Origin of the sequence: Bernardetia sp. Wsw4-3y2 (assembly GCF_037126295.1) — a bacterium.
Lineage (GTDB): Bacteria > Bacteroidota > Bacteroidia > Cytophagales > Bernardetiaceae > Bernardetia.
Map to the genome: position 1 here is coordinate 4,750,964 of NZ_CP147017.1, position 25,464 is coordinate 4,776,427.

Below are 25,464 nucleotides of genomic sequence, written 5' to 3' on the forward strand. Positions count from 1 at the left end.
CAAGGTGAAGACTTGCACAGAAAGCAAGCTGCTCTTATTAGTCACTACCAGCATATTGCTGACCCTTATTCCTTATCTGATTTAGAGTTTGCTTTAAGATTGGCAGATACGGAATGGCTTATGTATCATCACTTAGGATTAAAATCTAAAAAATAATTTCTTTTGGCTTCTTTTTACGATATAACGATTGCTCTTAAAGACCTTGCTTCCAAACCATTTGGCAAGGCTGAAAATGCTGCAAAAAGTTATAGAGATGAAAACGGAAAACTTAGGAATGAACTTGGTCAATTTGTAGCACAATCTAAAAAGACAGCTTTTTCTATTTCTTCACTTGGGAATAGTTTTGATAAGCTAAAAGATAATGCTATCGGTTTTGGCAAAGGTTTGTTAGTTGGTGGAGCATTGGCTGGTGTGGCTGCTGTTGGTTTGGGTTTGTCGGATTTGGTACAAGAAAGTAACGCTTTCTTAGATATTCAAAAACAAGTTTCCCAAACCTTCGGACTTACTGGCGAAGCTGCCGAAAATACGAGTATAAAACTTAGTGCAACGTCAAAAACCTTTAAACAAGATGCTAACGAACTAACGACAGCAGCCAACGCATTTTCACAGGCATATAGTGGTTTAAGTGGAGAGGTTACAACTTCCCTTATTCAAACTGGCTTTCTTGCTGGTGCAGATGCAGGAGGGGAATTTTTGGATAAACTAAAAGAATATCCTACACAACTTGCTGCTGTTGGATTATCAGCAAAAGAAAGTATAGCCTTTCTTTCCTTAGAGCCAAAAATGGGTATCTACTCTGACAAAGGAGTTGATGCGCTAAAGGAGGCTAATTTGAGGTTACAAGAAATGCCAAAGGCTACTTCCGATGCTTTACAAAAACTCTCAAAAGGAGGGTTGAATGTTCAAAAAACAATGTTGGGTTTGCGTGATGGTAGTCTTTCTACTTTTGATGCTGTTCAAGATATTAGTAAGGCTTTACAAGGTGTAGATAAACAAACACGACAAGAAGCTATTGCAAATATTTTTGGAGGAGCTGGGGAAGATGCTGGTAATAAATTCATTGATACACTTGCTACAATGAATTTAGAATTTGACAAGCTGATTGATAAATCAAATCCTTTCATTGCTCGTCAATTACGACAATTAGCTTTACAGGAAGATTTGGCAAAAGAAACGAGTAAGTTTAGTAAAGTATTCGGTTTCTTGTCGGATAGTGCCACTAACATTTTTGGTTCTCTAAAACTAGAATGGTACAAATTGGTAAATTCTGTTTTAGGGGATTTCAATCCAAATGAAATGACCTTTTTAGACAAAATCCAAAATGCTATTCCTATTATTGGAGCATTTGCAAGGGAAAAACTTGTACCTCCTATAAAATCGTTTTTTACACTTGTCAAGACTGGTTTTGATTATGTAAACAATAACTGGGTAGTTATTGCCGATGCTTTCAAAGGCGTTGCTATTGGTGTTGGTTTGGTTACGGCTGGTTTTGTACTTATGAATTTGGCTAATCCTATGTTTCTTATTGGATTAGGTGTTACGGCTCTTGTTGGTTTGTTTGGTTACGCTTATGCGAAAAGTGAAGTTTTTAGAGGTAGTTTGTTTGCGATTTGGGAAGTAGGAAAAACGGTTTTTATGGGCTTCTATGAAGTTGGTAAAACAGCTATTGGGGGCGTTATGGATATGGTAAGTGGTTTGGTAGGTGCATTTGAAGCCTTATCAAATGGCGACTTTTCAGGTGCGTTTGACTCTCTGAAAAAGGTAGGTAGTGGGTTTATGGATACTGCCACAAGCGCATTAAAATTGGCTAATCCTAGTCTTATCATTGCCGAACAAATGCCAAATATTGTACAATCTGCTCAAAAAGGTTATGCCGAAGGTTCTGCAGATTTTCAAGAATCGCAATCTAAAAAAGGAACTTCTTTATTAGACACGCTGGGTAATCTTACCAAAGGAGTTGCAAATGCAGATGGCAATTCAGATGCGTTTGACTGGGGAATGTATGACGCTGGGCAAAAACCAACAAACACAAATCAAAACCTTAGTAATTCGCTTAGTGGATTGGGAGCTGGTGGAAGTGGTGGAACTGATACAGTTTCTAATGTTCAATCGCAAGCACCGAAAAACTTTACTATTACCATAAACACATTGGTAGGCGAAATTACGGTTTCTACTACTAATCTTCGTGAGGGAATGGGAGAGATAAAAAGGCAAGTAACCGAAGCGTTGGCTTCGGCTGTCAATGATTCACAATTAGTAATTGAATAATTATGCTTTCAAAATTAGGAACGCCAATATATGCGCCTTTGATTTTTAAGGCAGGTAGTTACGATACAAGAACTGATACAATTACTTATGATGAGGTGGTTTTGGAAAATGCCTTGATAGATATTTCCAACTCTAAAAACATAGTCAAAACAGAAATACAGGGTAGAAAAGGAACTGTAAAAGAGTACGTTAGCCTTGGGGACTATATAGTGAATATTAGTGGTTCTATCATTTCGGATAATCAAAAGGAATATCCCGAAATAGAGGTAAAAGCCTTAGAAAAAGTGTTGATTGCACCTGTTAGTTTACAGGTTATCTCTGAGCCTTTAAATCGTTTGGGTGTCTATGAAATTGTAATAGAAGGTTACAATTTTCCTACTAAACAAGGTTTTATTGGCACGCAAGTATATAGCATTTCGGCTGTTAGTGATGAACCTATTGAATTAAATAATGGCGAGATATGAAACAACTAACTAGCTATATTCAAATAGGAAACTTTGAGTTTGACTTTATCAATGAAGTTCAAATTGAAAGTTCTTGGGATAGTTTAACAGATACCTGTACTATAACGATTCCTAAAAAATTACAATGGAAAGGAAAGGATGTTGTGCAGGGTGCAAATGCTATCTTTCAAATTGGTTCGGTTGTGCGTGTTTTTTTGGGATATGACTATGCGTTTGAATTAGTTTTTGAGGGTTTTTTGACACGTATTGAGCCAAAACGCCCACTAAAATTATATTGTGAAGATGCAATGTGGAATTTAAAACAAACCGAAGTAAAGGGGTTGAGCCAAAGAAACGCAACGGTTAAAAGTTTGCTTTCTGATTATTACAAAGGCGAATTAAAAACCTTTGAGGCTGATTTGGGAAAGTTTCGCATTCAGAACGCAACACTAGCAAATGTTTTTGAGGAATTGGATAAAAACTATTCTCTCAAAACGTTTTTCAGAAATGGAGTTTTGCATGTAGGAACACCTTATTTGCTTACTGCAGATGATAGAAAAAAGCATTCTTTTGACTTTGAAAAAAATATCATTGATTCGGATTTGGAATACAAACGAAAAGATGAGGTTAAAATCAAAGTAAAAGCAATTTCTATTTCCTCAAAGGATAATAGTAAAATTGAGGTAACGAAAGGAGACACGGAAGGCGAATTACGCACAATCAATAAAGTTGATTTGAGTAAAGCGCAATTAGAAGAAGAAGCAATTAGGCAAATAGACCTTCTGAAATATGAAGGGTTTAGAGGTTCTTTTGAATCCTTTGGTGAACCGTTCGTTCGGTTTTGTGATATAGTGGAATTAACAGACCCAAATATCCAGGAACGTAACGGAGAATATTTTGTAAAATCTGTGTCTTATTCTTTTGGAATGAATGGGTATAGACAGAATGTAGAATTGGATAAAAAAGTAAGCTAATGAATACTATAAAACAAGCAGTACAAAAAATGACTGATAACGGTAATGCTTCGGTAGAATCGTTTTTGGCAAAAGTTACAGAAGTGGATAAGGTTAATCGCTTGTGTGATGTACAGCCTTTGGAGGGGGCTGAATTATTTGATGTTCGTATTTGTGCTATCCAATTAAAACAAACAAACGGTTTTTGGATAGTGCCAAAGGTAGGTTCGCATGTCGTGGTTACGATGTTGGGAGCAAATAGTGGTTTTGTTTCTATGTTTTCGGAAGTCGAAGAAATTTATCTTCAAACTTCTGAAACCGATAATGGAGGACTTATCAAAATTGAGTATTTGATGGAACGTTTAAATAGTATTGAACAAACTGTAACCAGTGCTTTAACGCTCATTAAAACACATACGCATCCAGCAAATAATGTAGTTTCTCCAATGCTTGCACCAATGCAGACAAGCGCAGGAACAACAAACCGAAATTCATTAGAAAACAAAAAAGTAAAACACTGATGAGAAAAGATATTTTATATACTACCAACACGCACGAGTCTATTATTTTTAATGGCGATTTTGATATTGGCGATTCTGAAAATCAAGAAATTGAAACGATTTGTTTTTCTCAAAAAGGGGATTTTAGAGAATATCCTTTGTGTGGTGTTGGTCTTAGGCAAAGTCAAAACGCACCTTTGAATGAAGATTTTAAAAGGGAAATTCGCTTGCAATTAGAGAGAGATAAAATATTTCCTAAGAAAATATCTATCACGGATAATAATCTAAAAATAGAATGATAGTAGAGGAAGGACAAAATATAATAGATATTGCTATTCAAGAATACGGAAGTTTTGAGGCTGTTTTTCAGTTACTCTTAGACAATCCGAATTTAGAGAATATGAACGTTTTTTTGGAAGGGGAAACGGAGCTGCTCATTTCAAAAACTGCACTTGACGAAAGTGTAGTTATTAAAAATGAGTACAAGAAAAGAAATTACAGAGTGCGTACAGGCGATGAATTTATACCTGTTTACTCTTTAGATTACGATGAAAACGATTACGAAACAGAAGACTATTATTAATTATGGCAATTCTAACTTGGGCAGCTTTACGAACTAAACTTAATGCTTATATAAAAGGACAAAGCACTGGTTCAACTGAAAAAACAAAAGCAGTTGAACACCGTGAGTTTTCGACTGATTTTATTGATACTACTGAAAGTAAGATAAATGAAGCTGGTACGGCTGCTGGTGCAACAGGCGATGTACAAACAAGAGGAGTAGATGGGAAATTTACAGCTAGTAGTGGATTTAATTTTTTAAATTCTATTTTAAACTTATTAGGTGTATTTGCAATAAAAGCAAGTAGTAGTACAGGGCGTATATTTTCTGTAAAAAATACTTCTGATGTGGAGGTTTTAGGGGTCGATGCCAACGGTATAGTTTACGCAGAAAAGATGCAATCAAAAACAAGTGCGAATTTAGGGTTCGGATTCTCAAATGAATACTTACTCTTAGATGGAAAGGTGGGTATTGCATTGAGGATTTTAGGGGCTAATGTTGTGTTAGTAGATTCTAATACTATCTATATTACAAAAAAAATAATAGTTTCGAATTCTATCATAAATAGGCTAGAATCTGGACTTCCTTTACTATTAGAAGGATATGCAGACCCTGAGCCTACCAATTCAGACGATAACACTCCTTTAACAAATTATGTAGAAATAAAGGATGGAAGACCAAAAACAGATGTATCTGGAAAAGGTAAAGAAGGTGCAGGAGTCCATATATATAATTGGGTAAAGCAAACAGGTACAAACCCTATTCTCAAAAAAATGATAGAAGCTAAAAACGGTAAGTTAGGGTTTCACGGAGTCACTCCAATCCCACAACAAATTTTATCTACTAACCCAACTAATGCAGAATTATCAGATGTCTTATATAATTTAGGTCTTGTAAATCGCCCTTAAAATACACAATAATGGAAAAAATCATAATAGAAAAAACAGAATCTGTAACAACAGAAGTGCAAATTGTAAATCAAAACACAGCTTATCTTAATAAGATAATGCGTTTTGAGGTAGTTGTACACACAATTACTCGTTTTTCAGATACAAAAATTAGTAAATATCTAGAGGTTTCAAATGAAAATCAATTTCCTGTTTTTCTTGAAAAAGGAAAACCGAAAATGAACGAAAACAATGAACAGGAAATGATTGGTGAGTGGGATATGTGGCAAATCCTTAAAAATCACACTTTGATGATAGATGCTGAAAATATTTTACAGGATTCTCTAAAAAGAGCTTTTGGATTAATTACAGAGCCTTTTGTTTTCATTCTACCAACGCAAGAGCAATCTAAATCTAAATCTAAATCAAAGTAACATGGCACGAAGCATAGCAGAAATACAGGCAGAAATTTATACTGAAAAGGCAGGAAGATCTGAGTTAGACGTGCTATCTAGTAATAGTCAAGTGTCGGTTTGGAGGTTGTGGGTATATATTGTTGCTGCATGCATTTATACCATTGAGGTTATTTTTGATATGCTTCGTATTGATATTGATGCGATTAATGCAGCGAATGTAATTGGTTCAGAGGCTTGGTATGTAGAGCGTGCATACGAGTTTCAGTATTCTGATATTCCTGTTGTTACAGAGGGGCGTTTGGTTTATGATACTATTAATTTAGATAATCGTATTATTAAGCGTGCTTCTATTGTACGTTTGGGGAATGAGAATGCAAATGCTATCATAAAAGTTGCTACGATTGATGAACAAACGAATGAATTAAGAGCCTTAGATACTAACGAAATAACAGCTTTTAATGGGTATATAAGAAGTTTAATGTTTGCAGGTTCATTTATAGGTACACGTTCTTTGCCAGCCGATTTTCTTCGTTTGTATGCTAAAATTTATTACAATGCCATTTATCCATTACCTGACCTTCAAATTAAGGTTGCTGATGCTGTCAATGAATACATTGCGAACGTACCGTTTGATGGTAAATTCTTTTTGATAAAACTGATAGATTCTATTCAAAATGTACAGGGTGTTAGCGATGTGGAAATTATCAATTTTCAGGGTCGCCCAGATTCGCAAGGTAGTTCTTGGCAAGCAACACAACGAATCTATATCACGCAAAGTGGGTACGCAAAAATTAAAGATGACGAATATCCTTTATTGAATGATACTCAAAATAACTTGACAGGAACGCTTACTTTCATTCCTGAAACGAATCAATAACGATGAATAGATATTTATTAAATATTGAACTCTTGGTAAATCGGTTACTACCAACAGCTTTTAAGAATGTTGCTTTTTGGCGTGTTTGGATAGCTACTTTACTTACTCCTTTACAAACCCTTCATTCTAATTTTTTAATCTATGCAAGGCAAGCAAGAAAAGAAGCATCTTACAACTCACAAACTGCCGTTTTTGAGTTTCTTTTGAACGAAAGATTTAATAACAGTCAGGCAGGAATTTTTATTGATAATGTGTTTTTTAATCTTACCATAGCGCAAGAATATAGATTTTACATAAGTGAAACTGGGTTTGGTTATCCTTCAAATTATTGGAAATTCTTATCAGAAGGAAACCCTCAAAACTATTCCGTTTTTCAAAATGAATTGTTTTCTTTTGGAGCTACTTTTATTGTTAATGTTCCTATTGCTTTGCAAGGTGTTATTGATGAAAATGAATTGAAAGCTGTTATTGATAGATACCGACTTGCTGATAAAACGTACCAAATTATTTACTATTAGATTATGAAAAAATTACAACTATTTACTGGAGGGCATCCAAATAGTCTTGATGACTATGAGCATATACAGGAAGGTCATATTGAAAGCCTGAACGCTGTTATCGCTGGTCTTATTTTTCCAAACACGGCTTGTATTTTGACTGGTTGTGTTTTCAATGGAACAACTTTAACGGCTGGAACATTATTCTATAATAATGAGGTGTTTTATGTAGATGCACAAAGTATCACAGCATCTGTAAACGATGTTTGGTTTATAGTCAATGAAACGGTAAGAAACAATACAGATGTTACCTATTTAGACACCACGCAAAGAAGTGTTCACTTAGAAAGAAAAGCTATTTTACAAGCTGGAGGAGGAGGAGTAGGAGGTATTCAGTATAATACCATTTTGAGGTTAGAAGATATCCTTTATACTCGCTTGGGTATTTCAAATCTTCACTATACCAAATCTGAAATAGATGCTCGTTTCGCAGCTTTCCGAAATGGCTATGAGCCAACCTTTAGAATCAATCCTATCAACTCGCATCTTGAATGGTCTTATCTTTCCCCTCCACATCCAATTGTTTCAGGAGGTGTTGGCAACCTTTGGCGTGATTTGGGTTTTCCTGTTCAATATTATGCTGGAACGGGTGGGGGTTTATTTGAAAGTAGAATTGATGTAAATCAGATTTTACCTCCACAACCAAATCAACGTTCCTTTATTGAATTTAATAACGAAATAGTTGATGAAGGAAACACCTTTAATTTAGGTCGTACTTATACTATTCCTGTGAGTGGAGAGTATGAATTTGGTGTTGATCAGCTCAAAGCTGAGCTTGTCAATAATGTTATTCCAAATACTAATGTAGATTCAAATGGAGTCAATAGATTGATACGTCTTACAATTTCGTTATGGAAAAATGGAATAGAAATAACAAGTGCAAATGCTACCATAACTAATGGTGGGGATGATGAGACTATTGCAATATTAAGGCACGGACACGCCCCATATCCAATAGTAGATGCTGCTGGCACGCAATATGTTTTTGGTGGAGATTTGAGGTTGAAAGGTAATTTCACTCAGGGTGATGAAGTAACTGTTGAGTGTTCGTTACAGTTTCATACTGACCCAAGTGGGTTAAATCAATATATAGATGAAATGTGCGAAAATGTTCGCATAGCTTATAGAATTGTAGAAGGTAGATTTTACACCGTATAATTATGAATGCAGAATATTTAAAAGATTTAGGTGTTTACTTAGTTGCTGGGTTTGGTTATGCAAATTCGGATTTATCGGATTTGTTAGCACTAAAAAACACCCTTGTTAGTGAGCTTTACACTTGTGAAAGCTACTCGCCAAAACAACCTGAATTTTGGTTTGAAGTAGAGACTGACAAAAAGACATTATTTGATAAATATGTAAAGCCTACTTTTCTCATTATAGAGAATGTAGATTTAGATATAAATATGCGTTCTGATTTGATTTTACACAATATTTTTTTAGAGAGAATACGCTTAAAACGCCCTACTTTTTTGCATATATCAGATGTGGACACGAGTGAATTAACGTATTCTTCGGTTCGTACAATAAAGCCGTATTTAGCTGATATTGTAGTTCCTGAGCCGTGATTTTTAACAATAGAGTTTACAGGTAGATTTATACCCAATGCTTTGTGTTGGGTTTATTTTTTGCCTTATTATATATACCAAAACCCAAAATAAAAAACATGAGCGTATTACAAAATCGCTTCGGTGCGCCTCCTTTTAGTGTTCTTAACACTCAATTAGGATACTGGCAATCAAGAAAAAAACAATGGATTTCAGAGCTTGGAATCAAGTCAGAATTAGGAAGGAATGAAGGTTTAGCCTATTCCTATTCTGCACAAGGAACGCATATTTATGAACTTCGTAACAAAATGCGTGAAGAAATGAAAAGAGAGCCTACTTGGGAGGAAATAAAAAATGAAGCTGAAAGAAAGAAAATGCACACTTTCACAGGTACAAGTATATTTGACCCCTTTTTGTGCGAACTTCTTTATACTTGGTTTTCGCAAGAAAATGATAGTATTTTAGACCCGTTTTGTGGTGGCTCTGTTCGTGGTGTTGTTGCTTCCCAAATGAAAAGAAAATATTTAGGAATAGATTTGAGAGCCGAACAGGTAAAAGCAAACTATTCAAATTTGAGAACTATTCGGAAAAAGACAAAAGGTAGATACCCAAAACCAAATTGGATAGCTGGTGATAGTACGGAATTAGAATCAATTTTGGGTAGTGAGCAAATGTTTGATTTTGTCTTTAGTTGTCCTCCTTATTTCTCTTTAGAGAAATATTCAGACGATAAAAAAGACTTATCTACACAATCCACACTTGAATTTATTAGGAATTACCGAAGTATAATAAAACAAAGTTGTAAGCGATTAAAAGAAAATCGTTTTGCTTGTTTTATTGTGTCAAACGTAAGATGCAAAGATACAGGAGTATATCAGAATCTAGTACAAGAAACTATTGATGCTTTTAAACTCGCTGGTTTGGAATACTATAATGAGTTTATTCTTGTCAATGCTATTGGCTCATTGCCTATCCGAATGTCAAGACCTTTTAACAAATCACGTAAGAATGGGCGTTTACATCAAAACGTTTTAGTTTTCTATAAAGGAGATACGGCAAATATGAACTTACTACCAATCCAATACAAAGACTTTTTAGAGAATGCAATTAAATAACTTCACAGGAATATTTAGTGAATATTTCGCTAATTTATTCATACAAACGAGTAGCCTACCATTAATATCAAATCCTTCCGTTTTGGAAGGGTTTGAAGGTTTTGTTAGCCTACTTTACAAAAAGGATAATCAATCCATAAACGGTATTAAATACCTATTTAAACACCAATTAAATACTATTCAAATAGAGAATAGTAATAAGTTGCTTTTGGCTTTTTCAGGAGGTAAAGATAGTATTGCAGCCGTTCATTTAGCAAAAGAAAAAGGATTTGATATTGTTCTTTATCATTTGTCAGGTGTGAACCGTGCCTATAATCACGAATTACAACACGCTCAAAACATAGCTAAGGAGTTAGGTTTACCTTTGATAGTAGAAAAATGCACCATCAAAGGCAAACTGCCATACAAAGAACATCCTATCAAAAACGCTTTAATTCTGTCTAAGATGGTAGATTTTGGCTTATTGAGTGGTATTAGTCAATTTGCTTTTGGTAATCATTATAGTTACAAATTTGAAGTTTCTGAATTTGATACCGACTTTTCGGATTCAATAGAATGTTTTGAAGAGTTGGAAAAAGGATATAAAAACTATATCCCTAACTTTAAAATTCATTCTTTTTTGAGAAATGACAAACACGCTTTTGAGGTGTTAATTAAGCATTCGCTTAATTTGCTATCAAAACTTAGTTCTTGTTTGCTTCCTCCTTATCGCAAACCTAATGTAGTTCGTGCCAATATGAAATTTGGTAATGTATTGTTGGTTGGGCGTTGTGGTTCGTGTTACAAGTGTGCTTTAGAGTATCATCTTGCTCACGAAGCTAATGTTTTGAGTGTGGAGTATAGTCAAGATTATTTAGCTAAATGCAAGCGTATATTAAAGCAAAAAAATGTAGATTTGTCTTAACAAAACAAACACTATCTACTTATTCAAAATATGTAGATAGTGTTTCAAAAAAAATGTATAATTTGAAAGCGTGTTTATATTTGGGGATACAAAAGTTCTATTCTTTTTCTAATCAAATTATTTCCTATGCCACTATGTTCTATTTGAATTTTGTTTTTAGGGTTGTACTTATTTTCACACTCAAAAACTATTGTTTTATCGTCAATATTTAAGGAAATGGTTATTGCATTTTCTATTTTTTTATTGGCTGTGTGTTTGAACGCATTTTCAATAAATGAGATTAAAAGCATGGGTGGAATCACTTGATTGGATAAGTTTCCGTTTAGTGTAAAATGCACAAAACTCTCGTTTGCTGTTCTTGTTTTTTGTAACGCAATGTATTTTTCTATGTATTCAATTTCCTTTGATAAATCAATTCTTTGAGCTTTAGTTTCAAAAAGCATAAACCGAAGAATATCTGATAGTTTATTTAAGTATTCAGAAGCTATTTTTGGGTCTTTGAGTATCAAGGCATCAATGTTATTAATTGTGTTGAATAAGAAATGGGGATCTAATTGTGCTTTTACTAAGGCTAATTCAATTTGATGATTTTTAATAATGAGTTCTTCTTTTAATTTTATTTCATCATACCAAGTAATAAAACCATTGATAATAATGCTCATTACACCTGCAAGCAATCCAATCAGTACCATAGAAAAAAGTTGAGCAAGAAAAGAACTTATACCACCTTTAAACATCATATCTAAACCAAAAAGCAGGCTTAAAAATAGTCCCCCAACAAGAGCCGAACCAACAGAAAACAAGATAGCATAAACAAGTGAAGAAACTATTTTTTTTGTTTTGATGTATTTTGTAAACAGATAGAAATAACACAGATAAAATGTAATAACAGAAGGAATCACAACAAATGAAAATCCTACTTTGGCAATGTATCCAAAAGGTATATTTGATGAAAACCCTTTTGTCGCAGCAGCGATAATCAGCAAAAGCAATAAAAAGTATAACACCCAAAATGCTGTGTGAACAATATAAACAACTGACTTTTTCATATTAGAAAGAATTAAAATTAATTAACTGATTAATAGGTCAAAAGTCTATAGTTATGAATATTTAAACAAACTTAATTTGCAAAACGGGTTATTTTGTCTGCAAAATAAGGTTATTAGACAATATTAAGTTTTGTCTTTTATGGGCAAAATCCTCGTTGACGGCTGCATTTGAGCCTCAACGACGGTTTATATTTACCAACCGTCAACGAGGCGAAAGCCGTCGTTGAGATAAAAACCATTATACTTTATTATACTCCTCTTCACTCAAACCAAAATCTGAATCAATTAGCAAAACCTCTTCATAACTCAAATCATAGAGTTTATAAACCAAAATATCAATTTCAGTTTCTAAAGCTGTTGTATCTGAATTCGGATTTTGTTTTTTTGAGGAGAGGATTTGGGTTACTAGATTGGTTAGCTGAGTTTGTATTTCGACAGAAATATTTAATGGGAAAAATAACTTTCTAATGTTTGCAGGTTTAACTTGAGCAAATACTCTCCCAGTTTCTTGAGTAATGGTTTTATAGATAAATTGATTTAACTTAGAATTCAAAATCCCTAATAGTAAAGGATATTTTTCTTTATTATCTATTTTTATAATCATTACACTATCCATAACAAAATATCCTTCGTTATCTAAACTTGCTATAATTGTATCTGCTGTTTGCCTTAATATAATTTTTGGTGAAGAATATAAATTTATATTTCGGGGCCAGTGTAAACACCACCAAGGTAGTGTACCTTTCTTAGTTTCTCTTTTATTTGATAACTTAGTTTCATAAGGTTCTAAATATTTTAATGTGTTTTTATAATTTTCAATCTTAGTTGATTTTACAGTATAAATTATAAACTCTTGTTCATAATTAATTCTATATCTCACTATATTACCTCCACTAACAACCTTGTGAAGCAGTTTCTCTTCTATTTGATATTCCTCTATTTTATCATTTTTTATTCTAAAAATACTATCTCCTCCTGAACCAATACCATAAGAAACTGTATTAGCCAGTTCATCTATACGTATTGATTGTTCTGACACTTTTACAATCAGTTTAGATAAGTTTTGTGGGATTCCAAAAACTAACCCATCTCCTAATTTTAAATCATTTTGATTATATTTTTGGTATTGATTAAAACTTTGAAATCCATCTATTTTTATACTCTCATTTTTCCTTATATCTCCATAAATAAACTCATTCTGATTATTAACTCCTTTAGTAACTATAAATATACAAGTAGGAACATCTGCCTCATCAAAAACCTTATCTCCAAGATTAATAACAGTGTTTATGATTGTACTTTCTACTAAAAAATTTCTAAATTTTTCAAAAGTTAATTGAAAAATTAAATTATTAGGACAAATAAATGCAATACTTCCTTCTTTTTTTATAATATCATATCCTCTTTTAGTGAAATACGTTGATACTTCAAACATTTTTTGATGTACAGAGTCATATTGAATTTTGAAAATATTTTTTTCTTTAACTGATAAAAAACTATAACCATAAGGAGGATTCCCAATCACAACATCAAAACCTACAAATTCTCCTTTTTGATTCAATACTTCTGGAAACTCAAAACGCCATTCAAAGGCATTTTGATAAATTACATTGTTTAGTAACCCTTCTTTTTCTTCTTGTGCTTTGTTTAGAGCTAGTTTTAGTTTTTTGAGTTCTGCACTTAGAGTTTTACTTATTTTTTCTCCAAATGCTTCTAGGTTTTGTACTTCGGTTTGTTTTTGTTCTAGTTTTCCTCTTGCAGATGCTATTTTTTTCTTAAATTTTCCGTCTAGCGTTCCTGTAAAAGCTGATTTTATCGTATCAATAATTTTGATAATTTCTCTTTTTCGCTCTTTATTATTGGTGTTTTTGTATTCTTGAACAGCATTTTTGTAATCATTCAAACTATACGGATTTTCTTTGCTTTTGAAGGCATTTTTCAAATCTTCATCTAGCTCAAAACGACTAATCAGAGAGTTTCCAGTTTTGATATTAATATCAATATTTGGCAGCGTTTGAAGTTCATTTTCTTTAGTATAATACGCATTTTTCAAGAGTTCTATCCACAAACGCAACCTACATATTTTGACAGAATTTGGATTTATATCTACACCAAAAAGACAGCTTTCTATCAGACTTTGTTTTTCATGAAAAAGCGTTTCTTGTAGGCGTTGACTTGTTTTATTTTTGGGCTTGTAAGTAAATATTTCTTCGTTTTCGTCTTCAATAATCAGTTCGTCGTTATCAATCTGAATATAAGCATTCAAACGTTTTCCGTCTTTGTCTATCAAAACACCGAGTTCGCTTTTTATGGCGATAAGTTCGTTCAAAGCACTTACCAAAAAGTGTCCAGAACCCACAGCAGGGTCACATATTTTGAGTGAATTAATGATTTGATTGGCTTCTTTTCGGATAGTTTCTCTATCGCCATTTCGTATATAATCCTTCAAATCTTCTTTTAGCTGCTCAAAATTGCTACATTTCCACGTATAATGCGTATTGAATTTCTGCACGACAGCCCTACGCAATGCTTCTTTAGCCATATACATCGTAATATAGGCAGGCGTATAAAACGAGCCATCTTTGTAGCCATTTATTTTTTCAAAAATAAGTCCCAACACAGAAGCCGAAATAAGCGTTTTGGCTTGATTGCTCTCATCTACTTTTTCGCCTTTTTCTCCACTAAAATCGTAGGCTTCCAAAAAGCGAAAAATATATTCTAAAGTAGGCAAGCCACCCGTAAGACGTTGCAAATTATTTTTCAGAACCGTTTTATCATAGAGTTCTAAATCAATTTCTTTCAGATTCGAAATTTGCAGAGCTGTATCTTCTAATTGATTGGGTTCAAAAAGCGAACTATTTAAGTAGGGAATATGATTGTATTTTTCTTTTATGCGCTCGTTTCGGTCTTCTATTTTCTTTGCCAAAGCAGAAAAAAAGAGTTCTTCCAAATCATCATAACCAGTAATGAAATCAGTATTCAGAAATTTATATTTCGAATCCTGATTATAAACTACCAATTGAGATTCTAATAATTTGAGGAATAAAATTCGGTTTATCCACGTCAGACACAGCTCTAAAGCGACATTAAATAATTGTTCTTCTTTATTCTGTCCGTAGGTTTTGAGATTATCTACTTTTCTCAAATAATCTCTGTCTTCCAAAATAAAAATAGTCGTTTCTAAGAGTGAACCATCATTTCGTGTTGTTTTTTCTTTTCGTTGGATTACTTTTTTGCCTTTCTCTTTTACTTCTTCTAGTCCGATGATGTGCAAAAGTTCGTAATAAAACTGCTTGTTGAGTTGATTGCTATCATTTCCGTACGATTGTGCCAAAAGATGAATCGGAGAAAATACTTTATACAAAGAAACCAGTTTGTCATCCTCAGTATTTTCGATAGGCAAAAATTCTTGAAAGTCTTTTTTGATATCGATATATAGAAATGGCAATTCGTCTTTTACTTCTTCAATATATTTTTTAGCAATTTCATTGTAGAATAACTCATTTTTGGAAGAATCTTTTTGCTTGTTTACAAACTCGTTATATTCTTTGAGCAGTTTTTTATTTTTGTAAAATGTATTGTAAAAATCTTCTCCTTTAAAAAAATACCATTCATTACCATTTGTAGCAATCAAATATTTGATTTGATTATTTTCTAATGTTACTCGTTCTCTCAAATAATAGAGCAATAGTTCTTGTAATGCTTTTCTATTGAGATTATCTGTTTTCAAGAACTCACTTTTATTGCTTGGTCGTTTGGCTTCTATCAAAACACTAATATTGCTAGTAGCATCTTTTCCTGCATAAATAGCCAAATCAATTTTGTCTTTTGTATTGATTAAATACTCTTGATAAAATGCTTGGTGCAAAAAATCGCCTACATATTTTTTTATGTTCTCTTCACTCTCATTTTTCTCTTCGCTTATTTTGATATGCTCCAAACAGATATTCAATGCACTTTTGAAATTATTTATTTCATTTCTAGTCACATTAATCTTGCGATAAGCAGGACTGAGGATTCTACTTGGTTTTGTAATTTTGTTCATGTATTTGTTTTATAAACCTCTATATGTAAGCAAACAGATTTTAATTTAGAATAAAACTATAAAAAAAACAATTCCTTTCCAATAAAAAAAATCCTATTCAATCATAACAATTGAATAGGAACTTGTTGTATGTTTGTTAGATTAATTCGTAATTATTTCAAAAATTACCATGCCGTTGTTGGTGTCCCCACCAACGACAAAAAACAATTACTGAATATTAAACCCTCTTTCTCCGTGATAGGCTTCATCTAGTCCTGTTTTTTCCATAATTTCATCTACTCGTGCGCCTTTTGTAACAAACGCACTCACAAAATAAACAACTGTTGTAGCGATAGCTGAATAGGCTATTACTGTTAGGATAGCTAATAACTGTACGCCTATTTGCTCTATATTTCCATATAAAGCACCAATAGCATCAGGATTAATAGCAGGATTTGCAAAAATACCAGCAGCTAGAGAACCCCAAATACCAACTAACCCATGTATTCCAAAAGCATCTAATGTATCATCATAATCTAATACTTTTTTGAGTTTGATAACGCCATAATAACCTATCAGACCAGAAAAAAGACCAATTGCCAACGCTCCACTCACACTCACATATCCACAGGCAGGTGTAATGCCTACTAAACCAGAAACAGCACCTGAAGCCACTCCCAACAAACTAGGTTTTTTCTTATTAATCCATTCGATGGCTATCCAAGAAAGTCCTCCAATACTTGCAGCTACATTTGTAACCAAGAGCGCATTTGCAGCCGTTCCGTTTGCGCCTAAAGCACTTCCTGCATTGAACCCAAACCAACCAAACCACAAAAGAGCCGAACCAACAACAGTAAGCGTTAGAGAAATAGGCATTTCAGTTGTTTTACCAAAATCTTTTCGTTTTCCTAACAAGAGAGCTAATACAAGTCCTGCCACTCCTGCATTAATATGAATAACTGTTCCACCTGCAAAATCTAATTCGCCACTATTACTCAAAAAACCTCCTCCCCAAACCCAATGTGTAATCGGACTATAAACAAGCAAAATCCACATAAAAGAAAACACAAGCCAAAAAGAAAATTTTACTCTTTCGACAACTGAGCCACTCACAATAGCGACAGCAATAGCAGCAAAAGTTCCTTGAAAAACGACAAAGAGTAATTTAGGAATAGAAGTATTAGCAGCTAATTCGTTGATACCAATATTTTCTAAAAATAAATTATCCAAATAGCCAATAAATCCGTTTCCATCACTAAAGGCAAGTGAGTAACCCACAATTACCCAAGCTACAGAAGCCACACAAAAGGAAACATAACTCATTCCGACGGTATTGAGTGTATTTTTGCTATGCGAAAGTCCTCCATAAAAAAGTGCCAAGCCAGCAGGAGTCATGAGCATAACAAGAGCTGTTGCAATCAGAACCCAAGCTGTATCTCCACTATTAAGAGTAGAAGTAGATTCAGTTGTTTGAGCAAAAGCAAATAAAGGCAGTAGGGAAAGCAGAAGCGATAGACTAACTTTTTTGAGAATAGAAGTCATGTTTTATTTTTTTTTAGAAAAATCACAAAATTAATTAATGGTGTGTTTTTTTATCCACTTTTCTATAAAAATCAATAATTACAGAAAAATGCGTGTGTTTTTTAGGTTAGTAATGTAAACATAATTAAAATTTTACAAAATCCCCTATAAAAACAAAGCTAAAATTATTTTTTATCAAAAAAAATAAGCACAAGATTTTGTCTTGTGCTTATTAGAAAGCATAAACAGGATTAAAACCTGTTTAATTAAAAAAAAATATTCTTTACTATTTTGCTTTTTCGAAAGTCCTAGAAAAAAAGATTAATTTCCGACTCTAATATTGAATGTCAGTCTTCCTATCGTTGATTCTGTGGCAGGTTTTGAAAGTGTACGTTCAAATTTTGTGTTTAAAACTGCATTTTTATAGGCTGTATAAGTAGCAATTCCAATAGTTGGGCTTTTTTCTACTAATCCTACTTTTATAACATTTCCATTTTGGTCAATAGTAATATCAAATACTATTTTTCCTTGTTCGTTTAGCGCATCGTTGGGTTGAGGTTTTTGTATCCATCTCCAACCTACAACACTAATCTCTGCCCCATCTTTCACACCTATTTTTCCTTTGTCTTCTGGGTCGTCCGAATTTCCTTGTTTGTCTTTAGTTTTCAAATCTCCATCTTCGTTTGAGTTATTGGTAACATCATTTTTCTTTTCTTCTTTTACTGGAGTTGGTGTTTCTTCTTTCTTTTCCTCCTTTACTTCTTGTTTTTCTTCCTTTTTTACTTCTTTTGGCTCTGTTTTCTTTTCTTCTTTTTTCTCTTCCTTCTTTTCCTCTTTTTTATCCTTTTTCGTTTCAGGAACGCTTACTGTATTGTCATTTTTAGTAGTCTGAATATCTGGCGTTTGAGTTTCTTTTTGAGGTGTAATATCTTGTACTTCTTGGGTTTGTTCTACTTGTTCTGTTTCGTTTTCAGAAGTTTCTGTTTCTGTAATAGAGGGCGTAAATTCAGTTTGAGAAGGTGCAGGTGTTTCGGTAGGTGTCGCTACATTTCCAAAACTAACCATCGTAATACCAGCAGGCTCAGGAGCAGGAATAGGACGCTCCCAAACAGGTTTTACAAACAGAATAATTGCCAAAAAAATATGAATGATAACAGCTAAAATGGCAGCAATCACCCGTTCGTTAGGAGAAAGAACAGAATCAGAGTTTATCTCAGAGTTTATCATGAGCAAGAGAATACTATTTTATTTTAGGATAGATTGTTTTAGATTTTCCTTTACAGAAACTTCTAATTAAAGTTACAAATTTGTTTTGTAATGACAAAATTTTGACTTCGTTTAGAAAAATTCACGCATTAGCATTAATAAACAGGGTTAAAACCCTGTCCAATTTATAATTCATAGCCTATTTTTGAAAACATATCTTTGTAAAAAATCACAAAAGGCAGTTTTTCAATTGAACAGGGTTTTAACCCTGTTTTTATAGATAGCCTACAAAAATATTAATTTTATTCTAACTTTTTCGTTCTTGACAAAGTTCTACCAAAACACCATTTGTAGATTTTGGATGTAAAAAACAAATTAGTTTGTTGTCTGCACCTGTTTTTGGTTCTTGACTCAAGAGTGTAAATCCTTCACTTTCTAAACGTTTCATTTCAGCATAAATATCATCTACTTCATAAGCAATATGATGAATTCCTTCTCCTTTTTTTTCTATAAATTTTGAGACGGCACTTTCTTGTGTAGTAGCTTCTAAAAGTTCGATTTTAGTTTCTCCCAACTGAAAAAATGATGTACTTACACCTTCTCGTTCTACTTTTTCTACTTTATAATGTTCTTTTCCAAATAGTTTTTCAAAAAGCTCATTTGATTTTTCTAGACTTTTGATAGCAATACCAATATGCTCTACTCTTAAAAATGCCATTGTTGTTTTTTTGATTTTGATAATAAATAAATTTGTTGGTAGTTAAGAATACCAACAAAATTAAGAATGGTTTGATTTAAGTAATTAAATTTTTACCTAAAAATATCTTTTCTAAATAAAAATATAGAAATCAGAATATTCAAAAAGTAAAGTGAAACTGTGGCTGTATACAATTCAAAATAAAGACAAGTCAAAGAAGAAATTATCATAATAATATGTAAGACCACTGTCATCAATTTTGTTTCGCCTTTGAGGGAACGCCAACCATAAAGAGTTACTAAAAAACTTATAAAAAAGTAAGCTCCAATAGTATAACCGAGCATTAAAATACTTTTTGTAAAAAGTGCAATTCCAAAACCTATCAAAACAGTTGAACTAATAACACATAAAAATTTCTTATCTAAAAACTTATAAGCTACATAAAACATAGCTACTTCTAAAAGGGCAATTATTATTGCCATTACTACACAAAATATTTCCATCTTAGTATTTCTTTAGGATTTTAAAATCAATATAACTTCATAATATACACTTTTTAAGTAAAAAAGTAAAATTAATAAACAGGGTTTTAGTCCTATTTTTATAGATAGCTAAAAATGCAAATTTATTTTTTTAGCCTTCTTAAGCAATTTGTAGTTTAATCCTCCAAAATATAGTAACTCAAGTTGCCTGCTCTAAGAAAGTATAACCATTCATTAATTCTACTTGTTTTGAATAAAAAAATAAATGGTCAAAATAAATCCTATCTAAAAAAGATTTAAAAACTGAAAATTTAAACTTTCAAAACTTCTTTGAGGTGTGAGACAGATTTTGCTAACCTATAAATGATTTGCTTACTTATTTATTGATTAATAATTAATTAGGGTAAACGCACGAAAAAAATTGTACTCGTTTAAAGCAAATCAAGCTAGTTTTTAGCTTTGCAGATTGAATCTGCTCTGATAATTAAAGTGCGTTTAAACACACTGAAAACAGTATAAAAAGTTTCGTGCGTTTACCCTAGTTCAGAATTTATTTTACAACAAAGAATTAGATTTTTATGTATGTCCGATGGGACAAAGAATGGAGAAAATAAGGAGTGGAAAACGTACTTCAAGTAATGGGTATGAATCACACGTGTCTTATTATCAAGTAAAAAGGTGTCAAGATTGTCCTCTTCGTAATTTATGTCATAAAGCTGAAGGCAATAGAATAATACAAGTGAATCATCGTTTAAACCAACTGAAAGAAAAAGCTAGAAATTTATTAATGAGTGAAAAAGGACTAGAACAGCACAGCAAACGTACTATAGAAGTGGAGGCTATTTTTGGGCAACTCAAATACAACAATAAATTTAATCGATTTACTTTTAAGGGATTAGAAAAAGTAGAAATGGAGTTTCTACTGATGGCTCTTGGGCATAATTTTAGAAAAATGGTGGCAAAAACTACCAATAAGCTAAAAAATAATGTCAATTCTAAAAAATCGTCTTTTTGTGGCATTTTTTATCATCAAAAAACTCCTCAAAGGAAAAAATTGTTTGCAGCATCAAAAAAATCAACCAAGAAAAAGAAATACTCAAAATAGCTGCATAAAAAAGAGACTGACCTTTTCGGACAGCCTCCTTATATATAATTTATCTAACAAACTGTAACACTATTTCAGGATGAGTCATGAAATTGTATTCAGTAATTAACTGGTAACTGACTTAGCAAAGTTCTTCAAAAACAGCTTTCAAATGCTCAGAAATTGCTTCTGCCGAACGTCCTTCAATGTGATGGCGCTCTACAAAATGGATTACTTCACCATTTTTGAAAAGTGCAATTGAAGGAGAAGATGGAGGATAAGGAAGAGCAAGCTCACGTACTTTATCAACAGCTTCTTTATCAACACCTGCAAAAACAGTTGCCAACTGAGTTGGTTTTTTATTAGTTTTCTCTAAAGCCATACGAACACCAGGGCGAGCTGCACCTGCTGCACAACCACAAACAGAATTGATAACCATAAGTGTAGTTCCGTCTTCTGAAAGTGTTGTTGTTACTGCTTCTGGAGTTGTTAAATCTTTAAAACCTATATTTACGAGCTCGCCTTTCATAGGCGTAGTCAAATGTTCTGGATACATAATATATTAATTGAAAATTGTGAAATTGAAATTTAAAGTGGTTGCCAAGACGTTTGTCTTTTTTTGTGTTTTAACGAAGCGACACACACAACTCACTTACATAAAACCAAGCTGCAAACGAGCTGCTTCTGACATCATCTCAGCTTCATAAGGAGGGTCAAAAGTAAGTTCTACATTTACTTCTTTTACTCCTACTACGGCTTTTACTTTTTCTTCTACTTCAGCAGGAATTTGTTCTGCTGATGGACAATTTGGCGAAGTCAGTGTCATTAAAATATGAACACTTGCATTATTTGGAACAAGCTCAACAGTATTAATTTCATAAATCAAACCTAACTCATAAATATCCACAGGTATTTCTGGGTCATAGATGCTTTGAATAGCATTGATAACTCTATCTCTTGTTGATACGGTTGGTGTAGTATTTTCTGTATTTTGCATTTTTTATTAAATCTATGGAAAATTATTTCTTATAAATGGATTCTGTTATAATTAAATATCCATTTCATAATTCATAATTCGTAATTTTTATTTAAACTGCTTGGAAAGCGAGCGCATAAATTTTCATTTGTTTTACCATAGAAGCTAGTCCGTTCGAACGGTTCATAGATAAAAGCTGACCTAATCCAATTTTGTCAATAAAATAAAGGTCTGATGAAACGATTTCCTTTGCTGGTTGTTTTGATAATACACGCATCAAAAGGCTTACCAAACCTTTGACAAGTGTCGAATCGCTATCAGCAATGTATTTTATTTGTAGTTCTGATTGTTCTTCTGACTTTTCGGCAGTAAGCCATACTTTTGACTGACACCCTTTAATTAAATTTTCGTCTTTATATTCACTTTTAGGTAATTTGTCTAATTTTTTTCCTAATTCTATAATATAACCGTATTGGTCGTTTTTATTGTCAAAAAGTGCAAATTCTTCTATAATTTCGTCTTGAATTTGATTAATAGTCATAAATAGTGATTAATTTTTAGTGATTAGTTATTAATGAAAAAGCATTTACATTAAACATTATCACGGTTATTTTTATATAAGGTGTTTTTGTGTATTAGCGTTACTTTGTGCTTTAATCACCCTTCTGAGGAAGCGTTTTTGTTCAGTTCTGATAACGACGTAGTTCAGCGAAGCTGAACACACATGAATAATTAACCGTGATAACATTTATTGAATTACTTGTAACCTACAAAAATACTCTAACAAATAAATCAAAATTTCTTATTCAGCACTTTCAATAGTTTCATTTTCTAAAATCTCTTCCAAAACTGGAGCAGAAATTCTACGCACAGAACGAAAACGAGGTTTGTAATAACTACTTTCCATTGTACTATATGTAATTTGTCTTCTGCTTCCTGATGCTGCATGAATGAATTTTATAGGTTCATTTGGATTCTTTTCAACAATAATTCCAACATGTCCTGTACGTCCAGAACGAGAATTTCTTCCTGTAAAACAAACTATATCACCTACTTGAGCATCTTCTAATTTTATTTTTTTACCTACATGGTCATACGAGCTAGAAGAAGCTGGAAGATTGATTTTGAATTGACTATACACATAAGATACAAATCCTGAACAATCAAAACCTTTGGGTGATTTTCCTCCATGTACATACGGAACACCTTCTTGTGCCACAGCAATATCAACTAATGAAGTTACAAAATTATCTCTAATAACTACTTTTTCTAACAACTGTGGGCTAACAGCAATATTGTTAGGACTAGAAAAGTCAAAAAAGTTAGCCTCTTCTACATCTAACTCAAGATTGTTTTCGTTTGTTTTTTGATTTGCTTCTTCGTCAAGTAAAGCAAAAATGTCGTTTTGATCTTCTTGCTCATCTTGCTGAGTTTCTAAATCATTAGAAATGGTTTCTACAGTCGTACTTTCTGCAAGAATAGTGTCTTTATTTACCAAATGAAAAGTGGGTAATAAATCTAAAGGAGTTTGAAAACAATTGAAAGAAGAGACTGAGTTATGAGAATTGGAATTTGAAGAGGTAGAGGCAACAATAAGACTATGAGAACGTTTTTTTGCCTTTTTCGTTTTATTATTTTTATTTGTTGATTTAGAGTTAGGCTTAGTAATTTCTGAAGGAGAAACTGTAAAAGCAGCACAAGTAAAAATTAGTGAAGCACAAAGAAAGGATAGCGAATTACGTTTAAAGTCCATATAATTGGATTTTAGTAAAAAATATAATGTTAGTGAGTGTGGAAGTAGGTATTCTAGACCTTACTAATTTTTTCTAACATAAATGAAAAGATTAATTTTTGATTAATATTTCAGCTTATTTTCAGAAAGCACAAATCTACAAAATATTATTTGATTCTAAACAAAAAAATCAATACACTATTTCTTTTTTAAAGATATAAAGTATTGATTTTTAGAGAAGTATAGTTTTTTTATTAGTTTTTTAACTAAAAAATAGGATTGTTTTAAGGTCTTTTTTGAGTTTTGACTGCTTATTCTCTCCTGACTTTTATATGTAAAGCTCCATTTCTTATTCTTATTTGTTGATTTGGGTTTTCTCTATGTTCTAGTGTTCCACTAAAATTAGCCTTCATTACATCATTTTCTATACTCAAAATTTCAAATTGAACATCCCCTTTATCAGCAGCACCTATGTAGGTTATATTACCTTGAGAAAACTCAAGACGTACATTTTCTTTGTCTAGTTTTCTAGGAGTAGTATTATCAAAATCAAAACGAGTAAGAAGGACACGAAAATTACTAATAACAGTTGAATTAGAAGTAGTAGAGCGATAAATAGAAAGAGACCCTGCTACCTCAGAATATGTATTTAAAAGAGAAGGAATTGTTCCACTAGGATCTGAAAAGGTATAGTCTTGATTTTCAACTTCTACCCAAATTTGTCCTTCTGGTGGAAAGCCTCCTACTCGTTCGTCATTTAGCTCGCAAGATGTAAATAAAAAAGAAGTAGTAAGTAAAGAGATAGAAAAAAGTAAGTAACGAGAAATCAATTTAGAAATAGGTTTCATAGCTTTTAATAGAATAGTTAAAATGATAGATAAAATAAGAAGCGTATATTAGCTATAACTATAAATGTTAAATTTATTTTTATGGCAAAATAATTGACTTATTCTTATTAATTTTAAAATTAGAAACAAAGTTTAAGAATATAAGGTTTTAAATATAAATCTTTTAATTAAGAATAAAATTACACTCAACTAATTATGAAAAAAATATTTTTTGCATGGCTTTTAGGAATTTTTACTTTTTTGTCTGTTCAATCTATTCAAGCACAAACAGATACAGAAACAAAGAAAGAAACAACTACTTTTATCAAAAAAGCTGACGACCGTCAAGCACAACTCACTTTTGCAAATCGGGAACATGATTTTGGTGAAGTTGAAGAAGGTAAAATAGTTGAATATGTCTTTTCATTCAAAAATACGGGAAATTATCCATTAATGCTGCAAGATATTCGAACCACTTGTGGATGTACTGCTCCAGAATGGACAAAAGAGCCTATTGCACCCAATGAAGAAGGAAAAATAATTGTTCGTTTTAACTCTGCTCATAAAGCAGGGCAACAGAGAAAAGTAATTACTGTTATCTCAAATGCTTCAAATTCTTCAGAAGCTTTAGTCTTGTTTGGAACTGTTTTACCAAACGGAAGTGGAGAATAAAATAGTAATTTATTTTTATAGGATAAAAATCAAAACAGCTCTAGTGAAAAGATAAATTTTGCTAGAGCTGTTTTTGTATTTTAATTTTAGAAGCTCACATTTATGATATAAAATCAAATTTTATTTTGAACTCAAAAAATGAAGTTGTAAATTAAGTTCTTAAAT

28 protein-coding genes are annotated in these 25,464 nt (G+C 32.5%); 17 read left to right on the forward strand and 11 right to left on the reverse strand.

The window, feature by feature from the left end:
- Nucleotides 1–12: 12 nt before the first annotated feature.
- From V9L05_RS19980 to V9L05_RS20050, 15 genes are all read left to right on the forward strand, one after another.
- Nucleotides 13–156: a hypothetical protein gene (locus V9L05_RS19980; protein WP_338813655.1), complete on the forward strand. Its 144-nt coding sequence runs from the start codon at nucleotides 13–15 to the stop codon at nucleotides 154–156.
- 6 nt (nucleotides 157–162) lie between these two features.
- On the forward strand, nucleotides 163–2,268 hold the full coding sequence (locus tag V9L05_RS19985; protein WP_338813656.1) for a phage tail tape measure protein: 2,106 nt from the start codon (nucleotides 163–165) through the stop codon (nucleotides 2,266–2,268).
- Between the two features lie 2 nt (nucleotides 2,269–2,270).
- A complete protein-coding gene (locus tag V9L05_RS19990) occupies nucleotides 2,271–2,732 on the forward strand; it encodes a DUF6046 domain-containing protein (RefSeq protein WP_338813657.1) in 462 nt (153 codons plus the stop codon).
- Nucleotides 2,729–3,685, forward strand: a complete 957-nt coding sequence (locus tag V9L05_RS19995) for a hypothetical protein (protein ID WP_338813658.1) — start codon at nucleotides 2,729–2,731, stop codon at nucleotides 3,683–3,685. The genes V9L05_RS19990 and V9L05_RS19995 overlap by 4 nt, the downstream gene beginning before the upstream one ends.
- Complete coding sequence (locus V9L05_RS20000; protein WP_338813659.1) at nucleotides 3,685–4,185, forward strand: hypothetical protein; 501 nt, start codon at nucleotides 3,685–3,687, stop codon at nucleotides 4,183–4,185. Before V9L05_RS19995 ends, V9L05_RS20000 begins: the two co-directional genes overlap by 1 nt.
- Nucleotides 4,185–4,463 carry a hypothetical protein gene (locus tag V9L05_RS20005; RefSeq protein ID WP_338813660.1) on the forward strand — a complete coding sequence of 93 codons (279 nt, stop codon included), beginning with the start codon at nucleotides 4,185–4,187 and terminating at the stop codon, nucleotides 4,461–4,463. Before V9L05_RS20000 ends, V9L05_RS20005 begins: the two co-directional genes overlap by 1 nt.
- The gene (locus V9L05_RS20010; protein WP_338813661.1) at nucleotides 4,460–4,747 is read left to right on the forward strand and encodes a hypothetical protein; all 288 of its coding nucleotides are present in this window, start codon (nucleotides 4,460–4,462) and stop codon (nucleotides 4,745–4,747) included. Before V9L05_RS20005 ends, V9L05_RS20010 begins: the two co-directional genes overlap by 4 nt.
- A gap of 2 nt (nucleotides 4,748–4,749) precedes the next feature.
- Complete coding sequence (locus V9L05_RS20015; RefSeq protein ID WP_338813662.1) at nucleotides 4,750–5,634, forward strand: hypothetical protein; 885 nt, start codon at nucleotides 4,750–4,752, stop codon at nucleotides 5,632–5,634.
- Between the two features lie 11 nt (nucleotides 5,635–5,645).
- Nucleotides 5,646–6,047 carry a hypothetical protein gene (locus V9L05_RS20020; RefSeq protein WP_338813663.1) on the forward strand — a complete coding sequence of 134 codons (402 nt, stop codon included), beginning with the start codon at nucleotides 5,646–5,648 and terminating at the stop codon, nucleotides 6,045–6,047.
- Between the two features lies 1 nt (nucleotide 6,048).
- A complete protein-coding gene (locus V9L05_RS20025; RefSeq protein WP_338813664.1) occupies nucleotides 6,049–6,906 on the forward strand; it encodes a hypothetical protein in 858 nt (285 codons plus the stop codon).
- A 2-nt stretch (nucleotides 6,907–6,908) separates the two neighbouring features.
- A complete protein-coding gene (locus tag V9L05_RS20030) occupies nucleotides 6,909–7,424 on the forward strand; it encodes a hypothetical protein (RefSeq protein WP_338813665.1) in 516 nt (171 codons plus the stop codon).
- Nucleotides 7,425–7,427: 3 nt separating this feature from the next.
- On the forward strand, nucleotides 7,428–8,621 hold the full coding sequence (locus tag V9L05_RS20035; protein ID WP_338813666.1) for a hypothetical protein: 1,194 nt from the start codon (nucleotides 7,428–7,430) through the stop codon (nucleotides 8,619–8,621).
- Nucleotides 8,622–8,623: 2 nt separating this feature from the next.
- Nucleotides 8,624–9,031 carry a hypothetical protein gene (locus V9L05_RS20040; RefSeq protein WP_338813667.1) on the forward strand — a complete coding sequence of 136 codons (408 nt, stop codon included), beginning with the start codon at nucleotides 8,624–8,626 and terminating at the stop codon, nucleotides 9,029–9,031.
- Between the two features lie 98 nt (nucleotides 9,032–9,129).
- Entirely contained in the window at nucleotides 9,130–10,125 is a 996-nt protein-coding gene (locus V9L05_RS20045) for a DNA methyltransferase (protein ID WP_338813668.1), read from the forward strand.
- A complete protein-coding gene (locus V9L05_RS20050) occupies nucleotides 10,112–11,029 on the forward strand; it encodes a 7-cyano-7-deazaguanine synthase (RefSeq protein WP_338813669.1) in 918 nt (305 codons plus the stop codon). The genes V9L05_RS20045 and V9L05_RS20050 overlap by 14 nt, the downstream gene beginning before the upstream one ends.
- Before the next feature lie 74 nt (nucleotides 11,030–11,103).
- Here the strand turns inward: V9L05_RS20050 and V9L05_RS20055 are convergent, their stop codons facing one another.
- The 6 genes from V9L05_RS20055 to V9L05_RS20080 form a co-directional block, all read right to left on the reverse strand.
- The gene (locus V9L05_RS20055) at nucleotides 11,104–12,078 is read right to left on the reverse strand and encodes a histidine kinase (RefSeq protein ID WP_338813670.1); all 975 of its coding nucleotides are present in this window, start codon (nucleotides 12,076–12,078) and stop codon (nucleotides 11,104–11,106) included.
- Nucleotides 12,079–12,316: 238 nt separating this feature from the next.
- Nucleotides 12,317–16,123, reverse strand: coding sequence for a TaqI-like C-terminal specificity domain-containing protein (locus V9L05_RS20060; RefSeq protein ID WP_338813671.1), 3,807 nt, complete (start codon nucleotides 16,121–16,123; stop codon nucleotides 12,317–12,319).
- 207 nt (nucleotides 16,124–16,330) lie between these two features.
- The gene (locus tag V9L05_RS20065; RefSeq protein ID WP_338813672.1) at nucleotides 16,331–17,644 is read right to left on the reverse strand and encodes an ammonium transporter; all 1,314 of its coding nucleotides are present in this window, start codon (nucleotides 17,642–17,644) and stop codon (nucleotides 16,331–16,333) included.
- 300 nt (nucleotides 17,645–17,944) lie between these two features.
- Nucleotides 17,945–18,850 carry a hypothetical protein gene (locus V9L05_RS20070; protein ID WP_338813673.1) on the reverse strand — a complete coding sequence of 302 codons (906 nt, stop codon included), beginning with the start codon at nucleotides 18,848–18,850 and terminating at the stop codon, nucleotides 17,945–17,947.
- A 286-nt stretch (nucleotides 18,851–19,136) separates the two neighbouring features.
- On the reverse strand, nucleotides 19,137–19,547 hold the full coding sequence (gene mce / locus V9L05_RS20075) for a methylmalonyl-CoA epimerase (RefSeq protein WP_338813674.1): 411 nt from the start codon (nucleotides 19,545–19,547) through the stop codon (nucleotides 19,137–19,139).
- 92 nt (nucleotides 19,548–19,639) lie between these two features.
- Nucleotides 19,640–20,029, reverse strand: a complete 390-nt coding sequence (locus V9L05_RS20080) for a hypothetical protein (RefSeq protein ID WP_338813675.1) — start codon at nucleotides 20,027–20,029, stop codon at nucleotides 19,640–19,642.
- Between the two features lie 568 nt (nucleotides 20,030–20,597).
- Here V9L05_RS20080 and V9L05_RS20085 point away from each other — a divergent pair.
- On the forward strand, nucleotides 20,598–21,113 hold the full coding sequence (locus V9L05_RS20085; RefSeq protein WP_338813676.1) for a transposase: 516 nt from the start codon (nucleotides 20,598–20,600) through the stop codon (nucleotides 21,111–21,113).
- 121 nt (nucleotides 21,114–21,234) lie between these two features.
- On the opposite strand, the gene V9L05_RS20090 is transcribed toward V9L05_RS20085, so the two are convergent.
- The 5 genes from V9L05_RS20090 to V9L05_RS20110 all read right to left on the reverse strand — a co-directional run bounded on the left by V9L05_RS20090 (nucleotide 21,235) and on the right by V9L05_RS20110 (nucleotide 24,648).
- The gene (locus V9L05_RS20090) at nucleotides 21,235–21,648 is read right to left on the reverse strand and encodes a BrxA/BrxB family bacilliredoxin (RefSeq protein WP_338791696.1); all 414 of its coding nucleotides are present in this window, start codon (nucleotides 21,646–21,648) and stop codon (nucleotides 21,235–21,237) included.
- A 96-nt stretch (nucleotides 21,649–21,744) separates the two neighbouring features.
- Nucleotides 21,745–22,089: an iron-sulfur cluster assembly protein gene (locus V9L05_RS20095; RefSeq protein ID WP_338791695.1), complete on the reverse strand. Its 345-nt coding sequence runs from the start codon at nucleotides 22,087–22,089 to the stop codon at nucleotides 21,745–21,747.
- Nucleotides 22,090–22,180: 91 nt separating this feature from the next.
- Nucleotides 22,181–22,609 carry a SufE family protein gene (locus tag V9L05_RS20100; protein WP_338813677.1) on the reverse strand — a complete coding sequence of 143 codons (429 nt, stop codon included), beginning with the start codon at nucleotides 22,607–22,609 and terminating at the stop codon, nucleotides 22,181–22,183.
- Between the two features lie 261 nt (nucleotides 22,610–22,870).
- Nucleotides 22,871–23,821 (reverse strand): C40 family peptidase, encoded by a 951-nt coding sequence (locus V9L05_RS20105; protein ID WP_338791693.1) that lies wholly within the window; start codon nucleotides 23,819–23,821, stop codon nucleotides 22,871–22,873.
- Between the two features lie 290 nt (nucleotides 23,822–24,111).
- The gene (locus tag V9L05_RS20110) at nucleotides 24,112–24,648 is read right to left on the reverse strand and encodes a hypothetical protein (RefSeq protein WP_338791692.1); all 537 of its coding nucleotides are present in this window, start codon (nucleotides 24,646–24,648) and stop codon (nucleotides 24,112–24,114) included.
- A 195-nt stretch (nucleotides 24,649–24,843) separates the two neighbouring features.
- On the opposite strand from V9L05_RS20110, the gene V9L05_RS20115 reads away from it, so the two are divergent.
- Complete coding sequence (locus V9L05_RS20115; protein WP_338791691.1) at nucleotides 24,844–25,299, forward strand: DUF1573 domain-containing protein; 456 nt, start codon at nucleotides 24,844–24,846, stop codon at nucleotides 25,297–25,299.
- Nucleotides 25,300–25,464: the final 165 nt, after the last annotated feature.